The sequence below is a fragment of the Pseudoalteromonas sp. MEBiC 03485 genome, assembly GCF_004195145.1.
In the GTDB taxonomy this organism is placed as follows: Bacteria; Pseudomonadota; Gammaproteobacteria; order Enterobacterales; family Alteromonadaceae; genus Pseudoalteromonas; species Pseudoalteromonas apostichopi.
Genome location: NZ_SGBT01000001.1, coordinates 3378694 through 3398345 on the forward strand (window position 1 = coordinate 3378694; position 19652 = coordinate 3398345).

The 19652-nt window shown below is 42.2% G+C and carries 17 protein-coding genes and 1 tRNA gene; all 18 read right to left on the reverse strand.

All coding sequences use genetic code 11. From position 1 onward, the window contains the following. Nucleotides 1–5 precede the first annotated feature (5 nt). On the reverse strand, nucleotides 6–881 hold the full coding sequence (accD, locus tag EVU92_RS15510; protein WP_130051967.1) for an acetyl-CoA carboxylase, carboxyltransferase subunit beta: 876 nt from the start codon (nucleotides 879–881) through the stop codon (nucleotides 6–8). A 158-nt stretch (nucleotides 882–1039) separates the two neighbouring features. Continuing rightward, nucleotides 1040–1834: a tRNA pseudouridine(38-40) synthase TruA gene (truA, locus tag EVU92_RS15515; protein WP_130051968.1), complete on the reverse strand. Its 795-nt coding sequence runs from the start codon at nucleotides 1832–1834 to the stop codon at nucleotides 1040–1042. 139 nt (nucleotides 1835–1973) lie between these two features. Beyond that, nucleotides 1974–2306, reverse strand: a complete 333-nt coding sequence (locus tag EVU92_RS15520; RefSeq protein ID WP_130051969.1) for a Na+/H+ antiporter subunit G — start codon at nucleotides 2304–2306, stop codon at nucleotides 1974–1976. A gap of 8 nt (nucleotides 2307–2314) precedes the next feature. After that, a complete protein-coding gene (locus EVU92_RS15525; protein ID WP_130051970.1) occupies nucleotides 2315–2584 on the reverse strand; it encodes a K+/H+ antiporter subunit F in 270 nt (89 codons plus the stop codon). Beyond that, a complete protein-coding gene (locus tag EVU92_RS15530) occupies nucleotides 2578–3114 on the reverse strand; it encodes a Na+/H+ antiporter subunit E (protein WP_130051971.1) in 537 nt (178 codons plus the stop codon). Before EVU92_RS15530 ends, EVU92_RS15525 begins: the two co-directional genes overlap by 7 nt. Beyond that, complete coding sequence (locus EVU92_RS15535) at nucleotides 3114–4631, reverse strand: monovalent cation/H+ antiporter subunit D (protein ID WP_130051972.1); 1518 nt, start codon at nucleotides 4629–4631, stop codon at nucleotides 3114–3116. The genes EVU92_RS15530 and EVU92_RS15535 overlap by 1 nt, the downstream gene beginning before the upstream one ends. Further along, nucleotides 4628–4972 carry a Na+/H+ antiporter subunit C gene (locus tag EVU92_RS15540; protein ID WP_054553167.1) on the reverse strand — a complete coding sequence of 115 codons (345 nt, stop codon included), beginning with the start codon at nucleotides 4970–4972 and terminating at the stop codon, nucleotides 4628–4630. Before EVU92_RS15540 ends, EVU92_RS15535 begins: the two co-directional genes overlap by 4 nt. Then, nucleotides 4972–7764, reverse strand: a complete 2793-nt coding sequence (locus tag EVU92_RS15545) for a monovalent cation/H+ antiporter subunit A (RefSeq protein WP_130051973.1) — start codon at nucleotides 7762–7764, stop codon at nucleotides 4972–4974. Before EVU92_RS15545 ends, EVU92_RS15540 begins: the two co-directional genes overlap by 1 nt. Nucleotides 7765–7975: 211 nt before the next feature. Further along, nucleotides 7976–9148, reverse strand: a complete 1173-nt coding sequence (locus EVU92_RS15550; RefSeq protein ID WP_130051974.1) for a hypothetical protein — start codon at nucleotides 9146–9148, stop codon at nucleotides 7976–7978. Nucleotides 9149–9161: 13 nt separating this feature from the next. Then, entirely contained in the window at nucleotides 9162–10040 is an 879-nt protein-coding gene (gene nlpI / locus EVU92_RS15555) for a lipoprotein NlpI (protein ID WP_130051975.1), read from the reverse strand. Nucleotides 10041–10168: 128 nt separating this feature from the next. Next, nucleotides 10169–12298, reverse strand: a complete 2130-nt coding sequence (gene pnp / locus EVU92_RS15560) for a polyribonucleotide nucleotidyltransferase (RefSeq protein WP_130051976.1) — start codon at nucleotides 12296–12298, stop codon at nucleotides 10169–10171. Nucleotides 12299–12541: 243 nt separating this feature from the next. After that, nucleotides 12542–12811: a 30S ribosomal protein S15 gene (gene rpsO, locus EVU92_RS15565; RefSeq protein ID WP_130051977.1), complete on the reverse strand. Its 270-nt coding sequence runs from the start codon at nucleotides 12809–12811 to the stop codon at nucleotides 12542–12544. 110 nt (nucleotides 12812–12921) lie between these two features. Then, the gene (gene truB, locus EVU92_RS15570; RefSeq protein ID WP_130051978.1) at nucleotides 12922–13866 is read right to left on the reverse strand and encodes a tRNA pseudouridine(55) synthase TruB; all 945 of its coding nucleotides are present in this window, start codon (nucleotides 13864–13866) and stop codon (nucleotides 12922–12924) included. Beyond that, complete coding sequence (rbfA, locus tag EVU92_RS15575) at nucleotides 13866–14270, reverse strand: 30S ribosome-binding factor RbfA (RefSeq protein WP_130051979.1); 405 nt, start codon at nucleotides 14268–14270, stop codon at nucleotides 13866–13868. Before rbfA ends, truB begins: the two co-directional genes overlap by 1 nt. 110 nt (nucleotides 14271–14380) lie before the next feature. Next, nucleotides 14381–17038, reverse strand: coding sequence for a translation initiation factor IF-2 (gene infB, locus EVU92_RS15580; RefSeq protein ID WP_130051980.1), 2658 nt, complete (start codon nucleotides 17036–17038; stop codon nucleotides 14381–14383). Nucleotides 17039–17063: 25 nt separating this feature from the next. After that, the gene (gene nusA / locus EVU92_RS15585) at nucleotides 17064–18563 is read right to left on the reverse strand and encodes a transcription termination factor NusA (RefSeq protein ID WP_130051981.1); all 1500 of its coding nucleotides are present in this window, start codon (nucleotides 18561–18563) and stop codon (nucleotides 17064–17066) included. Nucleotides 18564–18601: 38 nt separating this feature from the next. Next, nucleotides 18602–19057: a ribosome maturation factor RimP gene (gene rimP / locus EVU92_RS15590; RefSeq protein WP_054553177.1), complete on the reverse strand. Its 456-nt coding sequence runs from the start codon at nucleotides 19055–19057 to the stop codon at nucleotides 18602–18604. Between the two features lie 289 nt (nucleotides 19058–19346). Then, a tRNA-Met gene (locus EVU92_RS15595) sits at nucleotides 19347–19423 on the reverse strand. Between the last annotated feature and the right edge of the window lie 229 nt (nucleotides 19424–19652).

Sequence of the window (19652 nt, forward strand, 5' to 3'; positions counted from 1 at the left end):
GAAATTTACGCTACTCTATGCTCTTGTTCAGTAGAAGGCAAGTTCATAAATTTCGCTAAGATACGAGCAAGGGTGTCACGCATTTCACGACGGTCAACAATCATGTCGATTGCACCGTGCTCTAGCAAGAATTCACTGCGTTGGAAACCTTCAGGAAGCGTTTCACGTACTGTTTGCTCGATTACGCGAGGACCCGCAAAACCGATAAGCGCTTTAGGTTCAGCAACGTTTACATCACCAAGCATTGCCAGTGATGCAGATACACCACCCATTGTTGGATCAGTTAATACTGAAATAAACGGTAAGCCTTTTTCGCTCATTTTCGCAAGCGCAGCACTTGTTTTAGCCATTTGCATTAATGACATAAGTGCTTCTTGCATACGTGCACCGCCTGATGCAGAGAAACAAATAAGTGGCATGTCGTGCTCTAAACATTGGTCTACAGCTTCAACAAAACGAGCACCTACTACTGACGCCATTGAACCACCCATAAACGAGAACTCAAAAGCAACAGCAGCAACAGGAATGCCTTTTAAACGGCCTTTCATTGCCACAAGTGCATCTTTTTCGCCGCTTGCTTTTTGTGCTTGGGTAATACGGTCAGAGTATTTTTTAGAATCTTTAAACTTTAATACGTCTTTTGGTTCGTGCTCTGCACCAAGTTCTTGACGATCAGCATCGTCTAAAAAGTTTTCAAGACGTTTACGGCCACTTAAACGCATGTGGTGATCACACTTAGGACACACGTTGAGTGCTTTTTCTAATTCTGCTTTATATAAAATTGAATCACAGTCTGTACACTTAGCCCAAACCCCTTCAGGGATTTCTTTACGACCTGACGATTTAGTCGTTTTAGGTAAGATTTTTTCTAACCAACTCATTTGCAACTCTCTTAATGCTGTTCTGTGTCGCAGTCTGTTTAATTGGAAACACTCACTTGTGTTTCTGATAACAAATAAACAGACAGATTTTTTCAATTAAAACATGAATTACCCGCAGACGATATAAAAAACTGGTCTTAGTAGTAGTCTACTAAAGTCTAACTGTCTGAATCAGGTAAAAACAAAGGCCCTAATGGTGTTTTAGGAATGCCAAAATGTTCTGGGTAATCCACGTCAACTAAGTAAAGGCCAGCAGCTTTCGCTGTCGCACTTGCCTTAGCGCGCTCTTTTAAATCGAGTAATTCTTTTAACCACACGGGTTCATGCTTATGAAGACCAATGTCCATCAAACACCCTGTGATGTTTCGTACCATGTGATGTAAAAACGCATTGGCTTTAATATCAATAATCACATAATCACCTTGGCGTTTTACCGACAGGTGGTGAATAGTACGATTTGCTGTATTTGCTTGGCAATGTAGTGCTCTAAACGAAGTAAAGTCATGCTCGCCTATTAAATACTGACAGGCTTCTTGCATTTTAGTTTCGTCTAATGGGTGATGAAAGTGTGTCACCCCTTCACTCATGATAGCGCCGCGATAGGTGTAATTATAAATCACATAGCGGTAGCGACGAGCTGTAGCACTAAAACGAGCGTGAAAGTCTTCGCTTACAGGCTGGGCAAAGCGAATAGCAATATCTTTTGGCAGTAAGGTATTCATACCCATAGTGAACGCGACCATTTCACGCTCAGCGTGAGTATCAAAATGGATCACTTGCCCGGTGCCATGTACACCCGCATCGGTGCGGCCTGCACAAACAATTTCGACTGGATGATTACAAATACGCGACAACGCCGTTTCTACTTCTTGTTGTACGCTATTGACGTGTGATTGACGTTGCCAACCACTGTAACGCGCTCCGTTGTATTCTACTCCAAGTGCTACTCGCATAATGCTCTATTTACCTACTGTACTAAATGACGGGGCATTTTATGCGATCTACGAGCTCAATAAAAGCCACTCGAGTAGATCACATTGTTCTGTTACTCAGATATCACACCAATTCCTTAAGTATTATTGCGAGCTGGTATTAATCTTCTTCGATGTTATCGAGGCCCTTAGTGCCATCTTTAGCACGAAGCTTATGATGGATTGCTGACTTAATCAGCATATAGCCGCTAATAGGCGCGGTGATCAGTAAGAAAATTGAAATGAGAATTTCTTTTACGCTCATCCCTTCATTGGTATAGCTAAAATACACCATCGCAGCAATCAATAACGATGCCATTCCTAGGGTTGTTGCTTTAGTTGGACCGTGTAAACGCATAAAAAAATCAGGCATTTTCACAAGGCCTATTGAGCCTATTAGAATAAAGCAACCACCAATTAATAGTAAGATTGATACAATCCATTCACTCATCATTTGCTACCCTATTCAATAATATCGCCACGTAGCAAATACTTACATACAGCTACCGTGCTAACAAAGCCAAGCATAGCGATTAATAATGCGGCTTCAAAATATAAATCTGTTCCCATGCTCATGCCATACAGAATAATTAAAGCGATGGTGTTAATAAACATAGTGTCTAAAGCCAAAATACGATCAGGTACCGACGGCCCTACAATTAACCGCCACACGTTTAATAATAAAGATATAGCTATCATGGCGTAAACTATTAAAAAAACGGTATCTAGCATCGAAAAATCTCCTTAAGCGGTGCTTCATAGCGCTGCTTAATCGTTTTAATTAACGCTTGTTCATCAGCTAAATCGAGCACATGGATTAATAAATAGCGCTGCTCAATCTCTGCCCCCTCTTCGAGGGACTCAGGAATAGGGTAAACCTCTGCGCTCACAGTACCCGGCGTTAACGACACTGTACTTGCCAAAATAGTAATTGGCATTTCGTGGCTTAAATCCAAAGGCACTTTTATAAAACCTGGGCGCAATTTTTTAGTGGGCCCGAGAATCAACAGTGCCACTTGTAAATTGGCAGTCACAATATCATAAAGCACCAACAATAAGTGCCTAAACGCAAGACCCGGCCTTACAATTAGCGGCTGAGGATCACGAAATGGGAAAGTAATCCACGGAATGGTAATTGCGAAAAATGCAGCTAAAAACAGGTGTCCAGGCGACACACTGTTATTTAACAACAGCCATACAATAAATAATAAAACACTGCGAAATGGTGTTGGCAACCAACGAAAGCGAGCTTCTAAACGCATCAATGGCCTCCTTGTAATACAGTGTTGATGCTAGTGTTGATATCAAACAACTGCTCTGATGTTGCTAGCATATAGTCTGAAATAGGTCCTGCAAATACAACCATTAAAGGTGAACATGCAAGTAGCGCAACTACTGAAATCACTTTAAGAGGATGTGCTTTGGTGCCTTCAATTGCTTCACTGTCTTTATGAGTATGATCCCAGAATAAGCTTGTACCAGCGCGTGAAACCGCCACTAATAACGCCAAACTAGATACTAGGTAAATTGGCCAAAACAACATGGCTTTTTCACTATCTAGCGTGCTCTTTAAAATCCATACTTTACCTACAAAGCCAGATAACGGCGGCATACCAACAACGGCAAGAGCAGCAACTATGAAACAAGCACCAAGTAAGTATGGCTGTGCAACGGCACGACCTGCTACTAATCGGTCGGCAACTTTACCGCGTTGTTGAGCAATTAAATCTGCAATTAAAAATAGTGCTGCGCAAATAATAGTTGAATGCACTAAGTAGTAAAGTAATGCAGCTGTTGCAGAGACATTTTGAATCGCAACCAATGCCACTAAAGTACCTACAGATACAACAACCAGATTCGCAACAAGCTTTCTAAGGTCTTGACTCGCTAATACACCAATACCACCCATAACTATGGTCGCTAGTGCTAAGCCCCATAACCAAGGTTGTGCCATGTGAGCAAGCTCGCCAGCATTATCACCAAATATTACGGTATACACACGTAGCATGGCATAAACACCTACCTTGGTCATAATCGCAAATAATGCAGCCACCAATGGCATTGCACTTGCGTAGGTATTCGGTAACCATAAATGCAATGGTAATAACGCGCCTTTTAAAGCAAATACCACAATTAATAACAAACCACCAATTTTAGCGAGGTAAACATCGTCACCCGTCAATTGCGGGACTTTTTGCGCTAAATCAGCAATATTCAATGTGCCTAGTACACCATAAAGTACACCTAGCGCAATCAAGAACACACTTGAACCAATTAAGTTTAAAATCACATATTGCAGTGCAGCACGTGTACTGTGTTTGTTACCTGCATGCATCAATAATGAGTATGAGGCAATTAACAAGACTTCAAAGAATACGAATAAGTTAAACACATCGCCAGTTAAAAAGGCACCATTAACACCTAACACTAAAAAGTGCACTAATGGGTGGAAAAAGCTCCCTTTTTTATCATCACCTGCACAGCTATAGAGCACTACAACCGCACCAAGGAAACTGGTAAGTAACACCAGTAGTGTTGCTAGTCTATCGGCAACCAGCACAATACCAAATGGTGCAGACCAGTCACCGATTGCGTAAACAAGCGGTGCTGTACTATTAACGTGGTATAATAAGTAAGCACTTACTGATAATGTGACAATCGACAAAATAACCGACGAAACACGACGGATATGTAAGTTTTTACCACATGGCGGCATGAGTAAAATAACACCTGCCAACATCGGAATTAGAATCGGTAAAGAAGCTAAATGCTGAATCATTTTTGCTCCTTCGATGATTTAACAAGGTGACCATCAACATGGTCATTACCCAAATCTGCACGACCACGAATCGCTAAAATAACCACAAAAGCGGTCATCGCAAAGCCAATTACAATTGCTGTTAAAACCAGCGCTTGAGGGAGTGGGTCGGCATACTCACTGCCTGTACCAAGTACAGCCGCTTTGTTAATTGTTAAGCGACCTGAAGAGAATAAAAACAGGTTAACTGCATACGACAACATAGTCAGGCCGAGTACCACAGGGAAGGTACGAGCCCGCAATATTAAGTAAATTCCGCATGCAACCAGCACGCCGACGCACGATGCGTACAATACTTCCATTAAATATTTACCTCTTGCTTGGGTGTATCAGCAGTTAATTTACCTAAACTTGCTAAAATCATCAGCGTTGCACCTACAACAGTTAAATACACACCTAAATCAAATACGATAGCACTAGCAAGTTCTGTTTTGCCGACTAACGGAATATCAAAATAATCAAACCAGGTTGTTAGGAATGGACGTTCGAAGAACCAACTTCCAATACCTGTGAACAATGCAATAGCAATACCTGACGCAATAATCTTACGATAATTCACGTCAAATCTGTCTGCAATCCAATGCGAACCATTGGCCATATATTGCAAAATAAATGCAATCGCGGTAACGAGTCCTGCAATAAAGCCACCACCTGGTAAGTTATGACCACGTAAGAAAATATACGCAGACACAAGTAATGCAAGTGGTAACAAGCTTTGTGAAATACTCGAGAGTAGAATTGGGTAACGCTCTCTTGCCCATGGGCGCCCTTCGCTATCACTTGCTGGCATAAACAGCGGCAAGTTAATAAGCAGTTTATAAATACCTAATGCAGCAATACCCAATACGGTAATTTCACCTAGGGTATCAAACCCCCTAAAGTCAACGAGGATAACGTTTACAACGTTAGTACCACCACCGCCAGTTTTTGCATTGGCAACAAAGAAGTCAGAAATTGACTCAAGTGGTCTTGTCAGAAGCGCATAACAAATACTTGCCACAACCACACCAATTGCCGATGAGATACCCAAGTCACGCAGAATACGCAGTGAGCTCGATTCTTTCGGAGTACGCTGCGGTAAAAAGAACAGTGCAAGCATCAGTAGCATCACGGTGACAACTTCAACCGTTAACTGAGTCAGTGCTAAATCTGGCGCAGAGAATCGAGTGAAAGCAACAGATACCATCAGGCCTACAATTGAAATCATAATCAAAGATATCATTCGTGAGCGGTGCCAAATAACCGTTGCCAACGCACCAATTATTAGTAAGCCTGCACCTATTGCATTATGGAAATCGATTGGGGTTAACTCGCTTGCTCCTGCTAACTGGCGCATTTCAAATAAAGGCCAACCCGCACACATGAGCACCACCGCAATCATCACAAAGGCATAACGCTGTAAGGAACCATTTTCGATACGTTTAATCTTTTCTTGTGACCACTTAATCAAGCTATATAAGCCACGCTCAAAGCCTTTTTTAGCATTCAAAGTTGGTAATGACGCTTGGAAGTGGAACAGGTGCTTACGCTGCACATAAATCATCACACCAACGCTTGTTGCAATAAAGCTCATTAACAGAGGTAAGTTAAAACCATGCCATACTGATAGCTTATAATCCGGGGCTACATTACCAAGCACTGCGAAAGATGCCGAAGCTAAAATATCGCTTACTGCAAAGTGCGGGAACATACCAACGAGTAAACACAGCACAACCAATATTTCGATTGGTACACGCATATAGCGTGGTGGCTCATGGGGCTGTTTTGGCAAATCAATTGGGTCGCCATTGAAAAACACGTCATGAATAAAGCGCGCTGAATACGCCACAGATAGTGCACCAGCAATCGTTGCTAACACTGGAATTAACCACGACATAGAGCCAAGCACTTGTTGATGTAGTGTTTCGGCAAAGAACATTTCTTTCGACAAGAAACCATTTAACAGTGGCACGCCCGCCATGGCTGCAGCTGCCACCATAGCAAGTGTGGCGGTATACGGCATAAATCGCCACATACCATTAAGTTTACGCATATCACGGGTGCCAGTTTCATGATCAATGATACCCGTTGCCATAAATAACGACGCTTTAAACGTAGCGTGGTTAATAATGTGGAAAATAGCAGCCACTGTAGCAAGCTCAGTGTCTAAACCTAAGAGTAATGTAATTAAACCTAAATGGCTGATTGTTGAATAAGCCAACAAGCCTTTTAAATCATGCTTAAACAACGCGATATAAGCGCCAACCAATAAAGTCGCCAGACCCGTCATCGCCACTAAGATAAACCAAGTATCTGTGCCTGATAGCGCTGGATAAAAACGCGCTAATAAAAAGATACCCGCTTTAACCATGGTTGCAGAGTGTAAGTAGGCACTGACTGGTGTCGGTGCCGCCATCGCATGTGGTAACCAGAAATGAAATGGAAATTGCGCAGATTTGGTAAAAGCACCTAATAGCACTAATACCAGCGCAACTTCATAGAGTTCATGAGATTGAATAAGCGCTTTGCTTGCTAAAATAACGTCAAGATTATAACTACCAACAATATCACCAATAAGTAATAAACCAGCTAGTAATGCAAGACCACCGGCACCGGTAATAGCAAGCGCCATGCGCGCGCCTTTTCGAGCTTCTGATTTATGCCACCAATAGCTAATCAATAAGAACGAGCTAATACTGGTGAGCTCCCAGAAAAACCAAAGCTGAATCACATTGTTCGACATCACGATGCCGACCATTGCGGTCATAAATAGCATTAAATAGCAGTATAGCTTTGGCATTGAGTCGCTATTACTCAAGTAATAACGCGCATAAAAAATCACTAGGGTACCAATACCCAAGATCATATATAAAAAGAGTAACGTTAAACCATCAAGTCGAAACGAGACTTGCATGTTTAAAAGCGGGATCCACTCAGCAGTGTAGCGAATTGTTTCACCAGAAAAGACTGCAGGGGTATACGAAAATACAATTCCAAGGGCAATCAAAGGCGCTAACATGGTCAAAGCAGTGCTTTGGTTACGTGTTAGTTTTGAAGTGCAGGATGAAATAACACTGCCGATTAAGGATAACAGGGGTATCCAGAGCAAAGTCATAATTAGGAGCCTTTTAGTGTCATAAGAATATCAATACCGCTCTAGTTTTAATTAGTTGCGTACTGTTCATTTGGATGGTTAAAAGTTGGCTTCAAAAAAAGCTTACAATGCGTATAGTTATACTGATCAGGTGCTATTTTGTCTATAGGAGACACTCCTATTTGCACAATATTTAACCGCTTTGCATACTAAAATAGCAATAAATAGTCGATTAGTCAGAAAAATTCTGCTCTTTGGAAGCTGTTGTAAACACTGGCTTTAAGCCTAAAAAGGCAAAATATTCAGAAAACCGAACCGGCTTTGTTAAGGGCTGGTTAATTTGTTTTTGCCAAAGCGCTCTGTATTGCTCAGATAACCCCATAGTTTGGTACTGCATAATCGACCAATTAGGGCTAGGTTTATAGGCCTTTTCATTGTCGCAAGCGACACTTTTTTGCCAGCTTTTTGGTGGAAGAACGCCATTTGCGATAAATAAATTTGGAGCGACTAACCCTTGCTGCTTGCACAGCCACTGCTGTTTTTTCTCTGCTAAAGCATATTCATCTTCAAAACCACTAAAGTGCATTAATTCATGTAAAAACACCGCATAAGGTTGCGATGAGTTAATATGCATAATACCGCCTTGAACATTTGCTGCCCCTTGATTCGACATCATCACAATAAAGTCAAAACCTTCAGGCCATTTTTGCTCTGCAGCATTTTGCCAATTACAACTAAGCGCCCCACCACTTGCATCACACTTAAATTTATCGGCTACATAAACAACCTCAGTGAAGCAAAAGCTGTCTTTGGCGGGCTCAGGAGCTTTGCTGTATTGCTGCTTATACTGGTTTAAAGCCTGAATCCCTTTGTAGTGATCTGTCATCATTAAAACATTAAATTTGCACTGGCTGCTTGCTTGTAAAGTCGCTGTTGATAAAGCAAATTGCTGTTGCTTCGCATAAGCAGGGGCAATTTGAGCTACCGGCATTTGTTGTTGCAATAGCCAAGCTTGCTTAGCATTCCCCTCGGGTAACTTGCCAGCTTGGCCTAAACTGCTTATATCGTGCCACTGTTGCGTTTGGACTAGCTGATCCGCTAAGGCTTGCTGCTGCAATAAAGTAAATTCAGCAAAGTAAGGCTGCCACCATAATTTTGCTGCAGTGTAGTCTTGTTGCTGCAAAAACCTAAGCGCAAGCTGATACACGGCATTGCTATCATCGAGCTTTGCCAGCTGGCGAAGTTGCGAGTTACTCAACACTAAATGCTGCAAATTAATAGCACTCGGCGCTAAATGATAGATAGCTGTCACTTGTGAAGGGCTGGTATTTGCGTAATAAAAATAAGCGGGAATAAAACGAGACACTGAGCTTGAAACAAGACCCAAGCTCAGTAATAGAATCACAATTAAAGAAACCTTAGCTTGCGTTTTCACCAGCCATTAACTCAAGCTCTAAACGGGCATATTTGTATTCAACAAATTCATGTACATTGGTGGCAAGGGCAAGCCTAAAATAGTCAGCAGCAAGGTAGTTATCACCAGCTGCTTGATGCATTTTAGCTAGATAGAAATAAGCTTCACATAAGCGATGTGCATACTCTTGCTCTGAAGTAACGCCTTCAATAATGCCAGATAAAAATTCAAACTCACTAATGTCACCTAAGTATAGTGCCAAGAGTTGGTAACCCCATTGTGACTCATCTACACCTTGTGAGTTAGCTTTTAAATCAATTAAGGCTTGCTTTTTATCAGCTTCTGATTGCGCTAAATAAAGCCATAACACACGATAAGGATCGCTGGGTGAACGATTTAAAAACTGTTGTAAATCATCTTGTGCAAGTAATGGGCGCTCACCATAGTAAAGTGCAATCCCACGATTTAAATAGGCGTACTCATGCTGCTCATTAAGCTCAAGTGCAGAATCAAAAAATTCGTAGGCTTGTTCATACTGCTGCATCAGTGTGTGGTGAATACCTAAAAAGTTATATACCTCAGCCAAATCTGGTTTGAGCTTAATCGCACGGTTAAAGTCTATTCGCGCTAACGTCGACATACCTAAGCTGTCAAATAACACGCCGCGATCGTAATAAAGCTTAGCCTGTTGCTCAGCACTTAAATCTGCGCGGTTTAACAACTCAGAGTAACGAGCAATCGTAATTTCATTACGAAAATCAGGCGCCAATGGTGCGGTAAAAGGCACATTAACAATAGGGACTGACTCAGATTGTGTGGTGGTTTGGCATGCACTTAAAGAAAAAATAGCCACAGCGGTCAATGCTAAGTGTTTAAAAATCATTAAATTCCTTAATACCTGAATTCTCTGTAGACAAAATCGAAGCGGATAGGTTTCATTAAAGCATAAAAAAAGGGGCTAAACAGCCCCTTTTTCTTATATCCAGCAAATAACTGGTTATTCAATCATCATTAAGCGTCTTTAGACTCTTCTGCTTTTTCTTCAGCAGCTGATTCCATAGCTTCTTTGATGCTTAGACGTACACGACCTTGGCGATCTACTTCAAGAACTTTAACTTTAACTTCTTGGCCTTCGCTCAGGTGGTCAGTCACGTTGTTAACACGCTCAGTGCTGATTTGTGAAATGTGCACTAGACCATCTTTACCTGGAAGAATATTAACGAACGCACCAAAATCAACGATACGAACAACTTTACCAGTGTAGATAGTACCTACTTCTAGCTCAGCAGTTAATTGCTCGATACGCTTAATAGCATCGTTAGCGCTGATGCCATCAGTTGCTGCGATCTTGATTGTACCGTCATCTTCGATTTCAATCGTAGTACCTGTTTCTTCTGTAAGTTGACGGATAGTTGCGCCACCTTTACCGATAACTTCAGCAATTTTCTTCGCAGGGATTTGCATTGTGTAAATGCGTGGCGCGAACTGAGATAACTCTTCAGAAGGTGCTGAAATCGCTTCGTCCATAACACCTAAGATGTGTAAACGTGCTGCTTTCGCCTGTTTAAGAGCGATTTGCATGATTTCTTTAGTGATACCTTCGATCTTGATATCCATTTGTAATGCAGTGATACCATTAGAAGTACCCGCTACTTTAAAGTCCATGTCACCTAAGTGATCTTCATCACCTAAGATGTCAGAAAGAACAACGAAATCTTCGCCTTCTTTAACTAGACCCATCGCAATACCAGCAACAGATGCTTTAATTGGTACACCAGCATTCATAAGAGCTAATGACGTACCACATACTGATGCCATAGACGATGAACCATTTGATTCAGTGATTTCTGAAACAACACGGATTGAGTATGGGAAGTCAGTTAACGTTGGTAATACAGCTGCAATACCACGCTTAGCTAAGTTACCGTGACCGATCTCACGACGCTTAGGTGAGCCAACAAAACCAGTTTCACCTACGCAGAACGGAGGGAAGTTATAGTGCAGCATAAAGTGGTTTTTGTTAGTACCAGTTAAATCATCAATTAACTGTGAATCACGCTCTGTACCAAGTGTTGCAGTAACAAGTGCTTGCGTCTCACCACGAGTAAAGATTGCAGAACCGTGAGTACGAGGTAAAACCCCTGTCATTACGTCTAGTGCACGGATCATATCTGGTTCACGACCATCGATACGCTTCTCACCTGCGATGATACGGCCACGAACGATTTCTTTTTCTAAAGAACCAAATAGTTTACCAACTTCTTGTGTATCTAGCTCTTCGCCTTCAGCAAGCTCTGCAGTTAAAGTAGCAACAACTTCTTCTTTCGCTACACCTAGTGCTTCTTTACGCGCTACTTTGTCAGTGATGCGGTATGCTTCACCTACTTTTTCAGCAGCGATTGCAGAGATTTTCTCAGCAAGTGTTACGTTTTTCTCTGGTGCAGTCCAATCCCAAGCTGGTTTACCTGCTTCAGCTTTGAATTCGTTGATTGCGTTGATGATAGCTTGAGATTGCTCATGACCATAAACAACCGCACCTAACATTACTTCTTCAGATAGTGTTTCAGCTTCTGATTCAACCATAAGTACTGCGTTATCAGTACCTGCAACAACTAGGTCTAATTGGCTCTCTTCAAGCTCAGCTAGTGTTGGGTTAAGTACATATTCGCCGTTGATGAAACCAACGCGTGATGCACCGATAGGACCATTGAATGGGATACCAGAGATAGCAAGAGCTGCTGAAGTACCAATCATAGCAACCATGTCAGGTTGGATTTCTGGATTAACAGAAACAACTGTCGCAATTACTTGTACTTCGTTTACGAAACCGTCTGGGAAAAGTGGACGGATTGGACGGTCGATTAAACGAGCGATAAGCGTTTCGCCATCGTTAGGACGACCTTCACGCTTAAGGAAACCACCAGGGATACGACCCGCAGCGTACATACGCTCTTGGTAGTTAACTGTTAGTGGAAAGAAGTCTTGACCTGGTTGTGCATCGCGCTTGCCTACAACAGTAACTAATACTGAAGTATCGCCAATGCTTGCTAGTACTGCGCCGTCAGCTTGACGAGCGATAGCACCAGTTTCTAGAGTCACAGTGTGTTGACCTAGTTGAAATTCTTTAATAATTGCTTGCACTTAAAAATATCCTTTAAATGTAAAAGCAACTCAGAGCAGTGCTCCGAATTGGTAAAAAATAGTCCATCAAAGTACCAATTACAGTACTTAATTGTGCTTATGAAAACACGATTAAGTACTACAATTGGCAATGATGTTTTTTCAATTACTTAGTAGATTCACCTACTAAGATGTGCGCTAGTATACCTTTCATGCGCGCACAAAAAAAGGGGCTAAATAGCCCCTTTTCTCGTAATCTAGTTCTTAGCGACGTAGGCCAAGCTCTTGGATTAACGCAGTGTAACGTGCAATGTCTTTACCTTTAAGGTAGTCAAGCAGTTTACGGCGTTGGCTTACTTTGCGAAGAAGACCACGACGTGAGTGGAAGTCGTGCTTGTGGCTAGCAAAGTGACCTTGAAGCTTGTTGATATCGAAAGTTAGAAGTGCAACTTGTACTTCAGGTGAACCAGTGTCGCCTTCAGCGCGTGCAAATTTACCGATGATCTCAACTTTTTCTTGATTGCTTAGTGACATAGTAACTCCAAAAATTAATTTAAATTGTGTTTTAGCCGATCACTAATTCAGCCAAAACGATTGAGCGGGGCGTATTCTACCCAGCTTTGCTTATAACTACAAGGTAATCTTTACTCAGGCAGCTGATTTGATAAGCCACGCTTTGATTTTAAGTGACCATCTTTATGGCGCTCACCGGTACCAATGAACACCCCATCAGCCATTACCTTTACTACCCCATCTGGTACAGGCCTACCAATCACTACTGTTTGACCATGACTAAATGCCACGCCCTGCTCTTGGGTAATCTCAATCACAGGTAAGTCAACCAAAGCAGTATCCATTGGCAATAGTAGCTCATCGAGGTAGCTTGAAGGCGCAACATCGTCTGCTTTTGCTTGCTGTAGCTTTTCTTCAAGTTGCTCAAGAGTGACCATTTTCTCACTTGGATAATGGCCAACTGCACTGCGGTGTAACATGATAACATGAGCACCACAGCCAAGCTTTTCACCTAAGTCGTCAACAATAGTACGAATATAAGTGCCTTTAGATACATGTGCCGTCATTTGTACTTCGTTATTAGCTTCATCAAACTCATCAAGCGTTAAACTAAATACATTAATTTTTCGACACTTACGCGGCACTTCAATGCCTTCGCGGGCATATTTATACAAAGGCTGACCTTGGTATTTAAGCGCAGAGTACATCGAAGGGTATTGATCCGACTCACCTAAGAAACTGGCAATTTGCTCAGCTAATTGCTCAGGTGTTACCGATACTTCACGCGTTTCAACCACTTCACCATCTGAATCAGACGTTGTAGTTCGCTCACCAAGTTTGGCACGAACAACATAGGTTTTGTCTGTATCGAGCAAAAACTGGGTAAACTTAGTCGCTTCACCAAAACAAATAGGCAGCATACCCGTCGCGAGCGGATCAAGCGCACCGGTGTGGCCTGCTTTTTGAGCAAAGTATATTCCCTTTGCTTGCTGCAATGCTTTGTTTGATGAAATACCTTGCGGCTTATTAAGTAATAAGATGCCGTCAATAGCACGACCTTTACTGCGTCTAGCCATTAGCCTTTAGTGCCTTCTTCGCCGTCGTCTTCGTCTACATGCTTAGCATTGTCTTCACGAATAACAGAATCAACCAAGTTTGAAATACGCATACCTTCCATTAGTGAGTTATCGATTACAAAACGTAACTCTGGCATGATGCGCGCACGAATGCGTTTACCTAATAAAGAACGAATATAACCCGTTGCTTCATTTAAGATTTTAGCGCTTTGCTTAGCTTTATCTTCATCATCCGTGTTGAATACCGTGATAAATACTTTTGCGTAAGATAAGTCGCGAGATACCTCAACCGCAGACACTGTTACCATGCCTAGGCGTGGATCTTTGATTTCGCGTTGAAGAATAACAGCAATCTCTTTTTGAATTTGCTGAGCAACACGATCAGTGCGAGAAAATTCTCTCATTTCATTTCACTCTAAAATAATAACTTATTGATGTTAAAGAATAAGTTAATTTAATTACGAATGCACAAATGGGGGCTAGGCCCCCATTTAAAGCAATAACTTAAACGAAATTAAAGTGAACGTTGTACTTCAACCGTCTCGAATACCTCGATTTGGTCGCCAACTTTAACATCGTTGTAGTTCTTAACGCCGATACCACACTCCATACCGTTACGAACTTCTTGAACGTCGTCTTTAAAGCGACGTAGTGACTCAAGTTCACCTTCGTAGATAACCACGTTATCACGAAGTACACGGATAGGTGCGCTACGTTTAACGATACCTTCAGTAACCATACAACCTGCGATTGCACCAATCTTAGGTGACTTGAACACGTCACGAACTTCAGCAAGACCAATGATCTCTTGCTTGAATTCTGGAGCAAGCATACCTGACATCGCTTGTTTAACTTCTTCAATCAGGCTGTAGATTACGCTGTAGTAACGTAAGTCTAGGTTTTCTGACTCAATCACTTTACGAGCTGATGCATCAGCACGTACGTTAAAGCCAACAACAATCGCGTTAGACGCTGCTGCAAGAGTTGCATCAGTTTCAGTGATACCACCTACACCTGAACCTACAATCTTCACTTTAACTTCATCAGTAGAAAGCTTAGTTAATGAATCAGCGATTGCTTCGATTGAACCTTGTACGTCAGCTTTAAGAACGATGTTAACTTCTGATACATCACCTTCAGCCATGTTCGTAAACATGTTTTCAAGCTTCGCTTTTTGTTGACGAGCAAGCTTCACTTCACGGAATTTACCTTGACGGTAAAGTGCTACTTCACGCGCTTTACGCTCATCTTTAACTACTGTTGCTTCATCACCAGCAGCAGGGATACCAGATAGACCTAAAATCTCTACTGGAATAGATGGACCAGCAGACTTAATGTCTTGTCCGTTCTCATCTTTCATTGCACGTACACGGCCATATTCAAGACCACAAAGTACGATATCACCTTGGTTAAGCGTACCAGACTGAACTAGGATTGAAGCAACTGGACCACGACCTTTATCAAGACGCGATTCAATTACAACACCTGCAGCCATACCTTCAGCTGGCGCAGTTAGCTCAAGTAGCTCAGCTTGCATTAATACTGCTTCAAGTAGGTCATCAATACCTAAACCTGTTTTCGCAGAGATATGCACAAACTGTGTTTCACCACCCCACTCTTCTGGGATAACATCTAATTGTGCTAGCTCGTTCTTAACGCGATCTGGGTCGATGCCTTCTTTATCCATCTTGTTTACTGCGATGATTAAAGGAACGCCTGCAGCACGGGCGTGCTGAACCGCTTCTTTAGTCTGTGGCATTACACCATCATCGGCTGCAACAACAAGAATTACAATATCCGTAGCTTTAGCACCACGAGCACGCATTGATGTAAACGCGGCGTGACCTGGCGTATCTAAGAATGTGATCATATGACCATTTGTTTCAACGTGATATGCACCAATGTGCTGAGTAATACCACCGGCTTCACCAGAAGCAACTTTTGCTGAACGAATGTAATCAAGTGTTGACGTTTTACCGTGGTCAACGTGACCCATTACTGTCACAACCGGTGCACGAGGAATGGCTTTACCTTCTTCGCTACGGTCGTTTAGTACTTTCTCTTCTAATTCATTTTCTTTAACAATGATAACCTTGTGACCCATTTCTTCAGCAACAAGCTGTGCTGTTTCTTGGTCAATCACTTGGTTAATGGTAACCATGTCACCCATCTTCATCATTGTTTTAACAACTTCAGCACCTTTAACTGCCATACGTGATGCAAGCTCAGCAACAGTGATTGTTTCACTGATACGAACTTCATTTTTCACGTCAGCGGTTGGTTTTTGGAAACCATGTTGTAAAGACGTTGGTGCTTTTAGCTTGCCTTTCTTACCTTTAGGACCGGCAGCCTGTTTATCTTTTTGAGGTCCTTTTTTCTTTTTCTTACGACGAGCGCTATGCTCTTCACGTGCGTCAGATTCATCTTCTGCTTCACGTGCGTAAGTTGAAGTCGTAAGGTGGTGATCAGCGCTTTCTTCACGCTTCTTACGCTCTTCTTCTTCCTTTTTCCAGCGAGCTTCATTTTCTTCAGCTAGCTTTCTTGCCTCTTCTGCTTGACGTTTCGCTTCTTCTTCAGCTTTTCTCAATGCGGCCTCTTCTGCTTCTTTTTGCAGACGCTCAGCTTCGGCGCGATCTTGTTCAGACTTAGCACTTTGCTCTGGGGTCATCTGCTTCTGTTTCGCTTTACGCTCAGCTTCAGCTTTACGTTTAGCCTCTTCTTTGGCTTTACGCTCAGCTTCTTCTTTCGCTTTGCGTTCTGCCTCTTGTTTCGCTTTTAGCTCTTCAGCTTCTTGCTGGGCTTTAAGCTCTGCTGCTTTACGTGCAGCTTCTTCTGCAGCTAAACGCTCTTCTTCTTGCTGTTGCTCAATGGCGCTTTTCTTGACGTAAGTACGTGTTTTACGTACTTCAACTTGCACAGACTTTGCTTTACCTGTTGAGCCAGTCACACTTAGAGTGCTCTTGCTTTTACGTTGCAAAGTCATGCGAGCAGGGCCTTCAGACCCTGTACCGCCGTGCTGCTTGCTTAAGTGATCAAGTAATGTTGACTTTTCAGCCTCCGTTACCATATCACCTGCTTTTTTAGATATACCGGCTTGCTCAAGCTGCTGTAATAACTTATCAACAGTTGTACCAATATCTCCGGCTAGTTTTTCAACATTTACTTCTGCCATAGTGTGTAATACCTCCGTTAATAAATTACTCGTCTGCGAACCAACAAATGTTACGCGCAGCCATAATTAGCTTACCAGCTTCTTCTTCTGATAGCTCAGTGATGTCTACTAACTCATCAATACCTTGCTCAGCTAAGTCTTCAAGTGTTACTACACCTTTGCTTGCCATAACAAATGCAAGATGACGCTCTAAGCCCTCAAGTGCTAGTAGGTCTTCTGCAGGTTCAGCACCTTCTAAACTTTCTTCCGTTTTAAGCGCTTTAGTTGTTAATGCGTCTTTTGCACGTGAACGTAAGATATCAACTGTTTCTTCATCTAAACCGTCGATTTCTAGGAATTCCGATGCAGGAACGTAAGCAACTTCTTCAAGTGTTGAGAAACCTTCGTTGATAAGTAATGTTGCAAACTCATCATCGATATCTAGGTATTCAGTGAATAAGTTAATTAGCTTGTCTGATTCAGCTTCGTTCTTCGCACGCATGTCATCAACTGTCATTACGTTTAATTCCCAACCAGTTAACTGGCTAGCAAGACGAACGTTTTGACCGTTACGACCAATTGCTTGTGCTAGATTATCTGCTTCAACAGCAATATCCATTGAATGAGTATCTTCGTCCATTACGATTGACGCAACTTCTGCTGGCGCCATTGCATTGATAACGAATTGTGCTGGGTTATCATCGTAAAGAACGATATCAACACGCTCACCACCAAGCTCAGTTGAAACAGCTTGTACTCGAGCACCACGCATACCAACACACGCACCCACTGGGTCGATACGTTTATCGTTAGATTTTACTGCGATTTTTGCACGAGAACCTGGATCACGTGCTGCAGCACGTAATTCAATCATCTCTTCGCCAATTTCAGGTACCTCAATGCGGAATAACTCCATTAGCATTTCAGGTTTAGAACGCGTTACAAATAATTGCGCGCCACGAGCTTCCGGCTTAACTTCGTAAAGTAAACCACGGATACGGTCACCTGGACGGAAGTTCTCACGTGGTAACATATCATCACGGTAGATAACCGCTTCAGCATTGTTACCAAGGTCAAGTACGATTGCATCACGTGTTGCTTTTTTAACAACACCAGTTACCAATTCGCCTTGTTGATCTTTATATTCTTCAACAACTAAAGCACGCTCAGCTTCACGTACTTTTTGTACGATAACTTGCTTTGCCATTTGTGTCGTAATACGGTCGAACTTGATTGACTCAATTTGTTCTTCGACGTAATCACCTAGTTGTAAGTTTTCGTCTTCAACTTGTGCTGCTTCAAGCGTGATTTCGCTGTATGGATGTTCTAAAGAACCATCTTCAAGAACTTCAGCGATTTTCCAGCGACGGAACGTGTCGTAATCACCAGTTTTACGATCGATTGATACGCGAACGTCAATTTCGCCATCGTGTTTTTTCTTTGTTGCAGTCGCTAATGCGAACTCTAACGCTTCAAAAATCTTTTCTTTTGGAACCGCTTTCTCATTGGAGACGGCTTCAGCAACCAATAATATTTCTTTTGCCATGGGTTATGCCTCGCTTGCCCTATTCCTTCGCACTCGAATTAAAACTTTGCGATGATGTTCGCACGTTCAATGTTACTGATCATAATCATATGCTCAGTGCCATCTGCTGAAAGTGTGATCATATCACTGCTAACTGATACTAAATCGCCTTTAAAGTTACGACGACCATCTTGCGGAAGCTTAGTACGCACGCGTACTTCTTCTCCTTGCGCCTTCTCGTAGTGATCTTGTTTGAATAATGGACGATCAACACCAGGAGACGAAACTTCCAAATCATATTCATTTGTAATTGGGTCTTCGACATCTAAAATTGCGCTAACTTGACGACTAACGTCGGCACAATTGTCAACCGTAATCCCTGCATCGTGATCGATATAAACACGTAATGTAGAGTGGCGACCAGCTTGCACAAACTCAAGACCATGTAACTCAAAGCCTAACATTTCAACGGCCGGTGAGAGCATGGCTACTAAATCTTGCTCAAGTTTTGTCACGAAAATCCTCCATACAAACAAAAAAAGGGCATATAGCCCTGAAATACTGAGTTTAATAATGATTTAAAATCACCGCCAAGCAGATACAACAACGCCCCGAACCAAGCGGGGCGTCACACCTAAAGCATAAAACTGTGTGGCCTAGGGCCAAGCTTGGTTGCGAGTCAATTACCTGACCAAATTAAACTAGATAGCCTAAACGCAAAACGCGCATTACCAGAATGCGCGACTTCATACAGTAAAAATTACTGTGCATACTAAGTACACTTACAATGCCTTAGCATGTATTTGGTTGCGGGAGCCGGATTTGAACCGACGACCTTCGGGTTATGAGCCCGACGAGCTACCAGGCTGCTCCATCCCGCGCCAATAGATATTAAAAGTTACTTAATATCATCTAATCGAGTGCAAAACACCTCAATTCAATGGCGGCCATTATAAGCATGTAGCGCTCAATTAGCAACCTTCCAGCATGAATTAGTTAGACTATTTTTTGCCTAAAAAATTTATGACAACCTTGTCATAAATTTTCCAAAACTGGAAATTCTTGTCTATATTTAATCAAATAATAAGAACAACCTATAGCCTCGGCTAT